This window comes from Nocardioides sp. (assembly GCF_035697785.1).
GTDB lineage: Bacteria > Actinomycetota > Actinomycetes > Propionibacteriales > Nocardioidaceae > Nocardioides_B.
Genome location: NZ_DASSCL010000135.1, coordinates 1 through 4,836, shown reverse-complemented (window position 1 = coordinate 4,836; position 4,836 = coordinate 1). Strand labels below are relative to the sequence as shown.

The window sequence follows — 4,836 nt, the reverse complement described above, 5'->3', positions numbered from 1 at the left end:
GACCCCGAGGGGATGTAGAAGGCCTGCATGAACAGGGCCTTGATCGCGATCGCGAGCACGAGCGCGACCACGAGGAGCAGGATGCTCTCCTGCCACATCGGCAGGTGGGCGCGCTCCCGCCGAGGTGTGTCCGTCACGGAGTCGACCTGGGACACCGCGCTCAGCGCGCCGGCGTCGCCTCGCGCTTCTCCTTGATCTTCGCAGCCTTGCCGCGCAGGTTGCGCAGGTAGTAGAGCTTCGCGCGCCGCACGTCACCGCGGGTGACGACCTCGACCTTGTCGAAGATCGGGGAGTGCAGCGGGAAGGTGCGCTCGACGCCGACGCCGAAGGAGACCTTGCGGACGGTGAAGGTGCGGCCGACACCCGAGCCCTGGACGCGGATGCAGACGCCCTGGAAGACCTGCACGCGGGAGCGGTTGCCCTCCACGACCTTGACGTGCACCTTGAGGGTGTCGCCGGCGCGGAACTCGGGGATGTCGTCCCGCTTCACGGAAGCGGCAAGCGTGTCGATGACGTTGGTCATGTCAGTCTCCTCGTGGACGCCACAGGTCAGCCACGGAATCTCTTGCGTGATCTGGGTGACCCGCGCGCTGCGTCGTGCGGAGCGCCCCCTGTGGCAGGTGGCCCGCCGGCCCTCCTCCAGATCGGAGCAGCAGCCGCTGACGCGACGGATCGAGGGTCAAGTCTGCCACAGCGCTCACTCGTCCGCGAAATCGGCGAGGACGCTGCGGTCGCGCTCGTCAAGACCCTCCTCGTCGAGGCGTTCGAGCAGGTCGGGGCGGCGTTCGGCGGTACGACGAAGCGCCTGGTCGCGCCGCCAGCGGGCGATCTGCGCGTGGTGGCCGGAGAACAGCACCTCGGGTACGTCGAGCCCGCGCCAGGAAGGCGGCTTGGTGTAGACGGGGTACTCCAGCAGCCCGGCGACACCGTGCGACTCCTCGGCCAGCGACTCCGGGTTGCCCATGAACCCGGGCAGCAGGCGGACCACCGCCTCGGTCACGACGAGCGCCGCGACCTCTCCGCCGTTGAGCACATAGTCGCCGATCGACACCTCGCGGACGTCCCAGCGGCCGCGCGCGTGCTCGGTCACCCGCTGGTCGATGCCCTCGTAGCGGCCGCACGCGAACAGCAGCCTCGGCTTCGCGGCCAGCTCCTCGGCCATCGCCTGGGTGAACGACTCACCCGACGGCGTCGGCACCACGACGACCGGTGCGTCCCCCTCGGCCGTGACCGCGTCGAGCGCCTCGCCCCAGGGCTCGGGCTTCATCACCATGCCGGCGCCGCCGCCGTAGGGCGTGTCGTCGACGGTGCGATGCCGGTCGTGGGTCCAGTCACGCAGGTCGTGCACGTGCACCTCGAGCAGGCCCGCCTCCTGCGCCCGGCCCGGCAGCGACAGCGACAGCGGCGCCAGGTAGTCGGGGAAGATCGTGACCACGTCGATGCGCACGGCTCAGCGCCCCTCGTCGAGCGGCGTGAGGAGTCCCGGGCGGTCCGCCACGACGACCCGGCCGCCGGGCACGTCCACCTCCGGCACCAGCGCGGTCACGAACGGCACCAGCACCTCGGCCCCGTCCGGCGTACGCACCACCAGCAGGTCCTGCCCCGCGCCGTGCTGCACCAGCGTCACCTCCCCGATCGTCGCCCCCTCGGTGGTCTCCACCCGAAGACCGACGAGCTGGTGGTCGTAGAACTCCTCGGGGTCCTCGGGCGTCTCGTCGGTGGGTACGTCGGCCAGCAGCACCAGGCCGCGCGCCACCTCCGCCGCGTCGCGGTCGGGCACCTCGACGAAGCGCACCAGCAGTCGGTCCTGGTGCCAGCGCACGGACTCGACGGTGAGCGCCTGCGGCCGTCCCGGTCCGTGCGGGGCCGACCCGCGCGGGGTCTCGGTGGTGAGCACCGCACCCGGCGCGAACCGGCGCTCGGGCTCGTCGCTGCGTGGCTCGACCGACAGCTCGCCGTGGATGCCGTGCGGCTTGCCGATCCGGCCGACGACGACCTGCGTGGTGCTCATGCTCGACTCCTGGTGTCTACGGGGAAGCGAGAACGGGAGGCCGCCCGAAGGCAGCCTCCCGTTCCGATGTGCTCTGCGTTGCGTCGTGCGATCTGCTGCGACCGTCAGCGACCGCGGTCGACGTCGACGAAGTCGACACGGGCGCCGCCCTTGCCCGCCAGCGCACCGATCACGGTGCGCAGCGCGGTGGCGGTGCGACCGCCCCGGCCGATGACCTTGCCCAGGTCGTCGGGGTTCACGCGCACCTCGAGGAGCGAGCCGCGCCGCAGCTGCTTGTCGCGGACGCTCACGTCGTCGGGGTGTCGGACGATGCCCCGCACCAGGTGCTCGAGCGCTTCGGCCAGCATGCTCAGGCCTCGGCGGGCTTGTCGGCGTCGGCGGTCGCCTCGGCCTTGTCGGCCTCGGCCGGCTGCGCCTCACCCTCCGCGTCGGCGGACGCGGCGGCGGCCTCGGGGGTCTCGCCGGCGGGCACCTCGGCCTCGGCGGGAGCAGCCTCGGCGGGTGCAGCCTCGGCGGGCTTCTCGGCCTCGGCGGGCTTCTCGGCCTCGGCGGGCTTGTCGGCCTTCTTGGCGGCGGACTTCTTGGTGACGGCCTCGGCCTTGGGCTCCTTGGCGGAGTCCTTGAGCGCCTCGTTGAAGATCTCGGCCTTGTCGCGCTTGGCCTCGGCGACCTTGAGCGAACCCTCGGTGCCCGGCAGGCCCTTGAACTTCTGCCAGTCGCCGGTCACCTTGAGCAGGGCCGCGACGGCCTCGGAGGGCTGAGCGCCGACACCGAGCCAGTACTGCGCACGCTCGGAGGTGACCTCGATCAGCGAGGGCTCCGACTTGGGGTGGTACTTGCCGATCTCCTCGATGACGCGGCCGTCCCGCTTCTTGCGGGAGTCGACGACGACGACGCGGTAGTACGGCTGGCGGATCTTGCCCATCCGCTTCAAGCGAATCTTGACGGCCACGAGTGTGGTGTCTCCTTGACGATTGTGTGTGGGTGAGCGCCCTCGTGCCAGGTGGGGCCAGGCCGGGAGCGCTGCGCGGTGCCGGCGCGGCCGGGTGAGAGGGTCCGGGCGCGCACGACTCAGCCGGTCATTCTGCCAGACGGACCCGGTGACTCTCCAATCGCCGACTTGTCAGGACGTGAGACGGCCCGGGCCGTCTGAGGATCTGACAAGTCGGCGGCTAGGCCACCACGGTGCCGCGGAGCACGATCCGGGACGGTGACTTGAGCACGCCGAGGTCCTCCCGGGGGTCGCGGTCGAAGACCACGAAGTCGGCAGTGGTCCCCTCCGCGAGGTTGTCGTCGAGGCCGAGCCAGGTGCGCGCCCGCCAGGACGCCGCCCCGAGCGCGTCGTGCGGCGACAGCCCGTAGTCGGCCAGCTCGAGCACCTCGTCGCCGATCAGGCCGTGCGGCAGCACGCCCCCGGCGTCCGTGCCGGCGTAGATGGCCACCCCGGCCTCGTAGGCGGACCGGATCGTGGTCTTGCGCCGTTCGAACAGCGACATCATGTGGTCGGCGTACTTCGGGAACCGCTCCCGGCCGGCTTCGGCGTACGACGGGAAGTTGCCGAGCTGCTTTGCGGTCGGCACCAGCGCGACGCCGTTGCGGACCATGGTGTCGATCAGGTCCTCCGACAGCCCGGTCCCGTGCTCGATGCAGTCGATGCCGGAGCCGATCAGGTCGGGCAGCGCGTGCTCGCCGAACACGTGCGCGGTGACCCGGGCCCCGTGCTCGTGGGCGACCCGCATCGCGGCGTCGAGCGACTCGCGGGTCCACGACGGGGTGAGGTCCCCTGCGTCGCGCTCGATCCAGTCCCCCACAAGTTTCACCCAGCCGTCGCCGCGCTCGGCCTCCTGGGCGACGTACGCGGGCAGGTCCTCGGGCTCGATCTCGTGGGCGTAGTTGCGGATGTAGCGGCGCGGGCGCGCGATGTGCCGCCCGGCCCGGATCAACCGCGGCAGGTCGTCGCGCTCATGGATCCACGACGTGTCCGCGGCCGATCCGCAGTCCCGGATCAGCAGCGTCCCGGCGTCCCGGTCGGTGAGCGCCTGCTTCTCCTGCACGTCCTCGGGGACCGCGCCGTCAGGGTCGAGGCCGACGTGACAGTGCGCGTCCACCAGCCCAGGCACGATCCAGCCCTCGGCGACCAGCTCCGCAGACGCGACCGGTTCGTAGCTGACCCGGCCGTCGACGACGTACAGGTCCCGGCTCTCGCCGTCGGGGAGCACCGGACCACGGAACCTGAGCGCACTACTCATGCCCGCGACCCTATCGAGGCCCGCTACCGATATCGGTAGTCCGACCGTGACCCATGGGTCACCCCCGGCATACCGATATCGGTGGGTCGGTCACTTCAAGTACTTGGACAGGTCCTTCGGCAGCTCGACCGACGACGGGTCGAAGTCCTCGTCGGCACCGGCGGGTACGCCGAACGGATTGCCTGCCCCAGCGCCGTTGCCGCTCGCCGCGCGCTCCTTGGCGGCCTTCTCCTCCGCCGCGCGCTTCGCGGGGTTGCCCGAGCCGCGCTTGGCCTTGCCCTTCTTGGCCGCCGGCTTGGACTTGGCGCGCTTGCCACCCATCCCGGGCATGCCCGGCATCCCGGGCATCCCCGGCATGCCGCCGCCCTTGGCCATCGACATCATCATCTTGCGGGCCTCGAAGAAGCGGTCCACGAGCGTGTTGACGTCGGAGACCTGCGTGCCCGAGCCCTTGGAGATCCGGGCCCGGCGGGAGCCGTCGATGATCTTCGGGTTGTCCCGCTCGGCCGGCGTCATCGACTGGATGATCGCCTGGATCCGGTCGATCTCGCGCTCGTCGAAGTTCTCGAGCTGGTC

The 4,836-nt window shown here is 71.2% G+C and carries 5 protein-coding genes and 2 pseudogenes; all 7 read right to left on the bottom strand.

Translation table 11 applies throughout. The annotated features are described in order from the left end of the window. Window positions 1-160 precede the first annotated feature (160 nt). Window positions 161-523, bottom strand: coding sequence for a 50S ribosomal protein L19 (rplS, locus tag VFH10_RS14510; protein ID WP_325129782.1), 363 nt, complete (start codon window positions 521-523; stop codon window positions 161-163). Window positions 524-697: 174 nt separating this feature from the next. Continuing rightward, window positions 698-1,447 (bottom strand): tRNA (guanosine(37)-N1)-methyltransferase TrmD, encoded by a 750-nt coding sequence (gene trmD, locus VFH10_RS14505; protein ID WP_325129780.1) that lies wholly within the window; start codon window positions 1,445-1,447, stop codon window positions 698-700. A gap of 3 nt (window positions 1,448-1,450) precedes the next feature. Beyond that, on the bottom strand, window positions 1,451-2,011 hold the full coding sequence (gene rimM, locus VFH10_RS14500; protein ID WP_325129778.1) for a ribosome maturation factor RimM: 561 nt from the start codon (window positions 2,009-2,011) through the stop codon (window positions 1,451-1,453). Window positions 2,012-2,115: 104 nt separating this feature from the next. After that, window positions 2,116-2,358, bottom strand: coding sequence for an RNA-binding protein (locus VFH10_RS14495; RefSeq protein ID WP_325129776.1), 243 nt, complete (start codon window positions 2,356-2,358; stop codon window positions 2,116-2,118). Window positions 2,359-2,516: 158 nt separating this feature from the next. Beyond that, window positions 2,517-2,963: pseudogene (rpsP, locus tag VFH10_RS14490) on the bottom strand (30S ribosomal protein S16); the annotation flags it as partial. 220 nt (window positions 2,964-3,183) lie between these two features. Then, window positions 3,184-4,260 (bottom strand): amidohydrolase family protein, encoded by a 1,077-nt coding sequence (locus VFH10_RS14485; RefSeq protein ID WP_325129773.1) that lies wholly within the window; start codon window positions 4,258-4,260, stop codon window positions 3,184-3,186. 90 nt (window positions 4,261-4,350) lie between these two features. Further along, window positions 4,351-4,836, bottom strand: a pseudogene (locus tag VFH10_RS14480) (signal recognition particle protein); the annotation flags it as partial.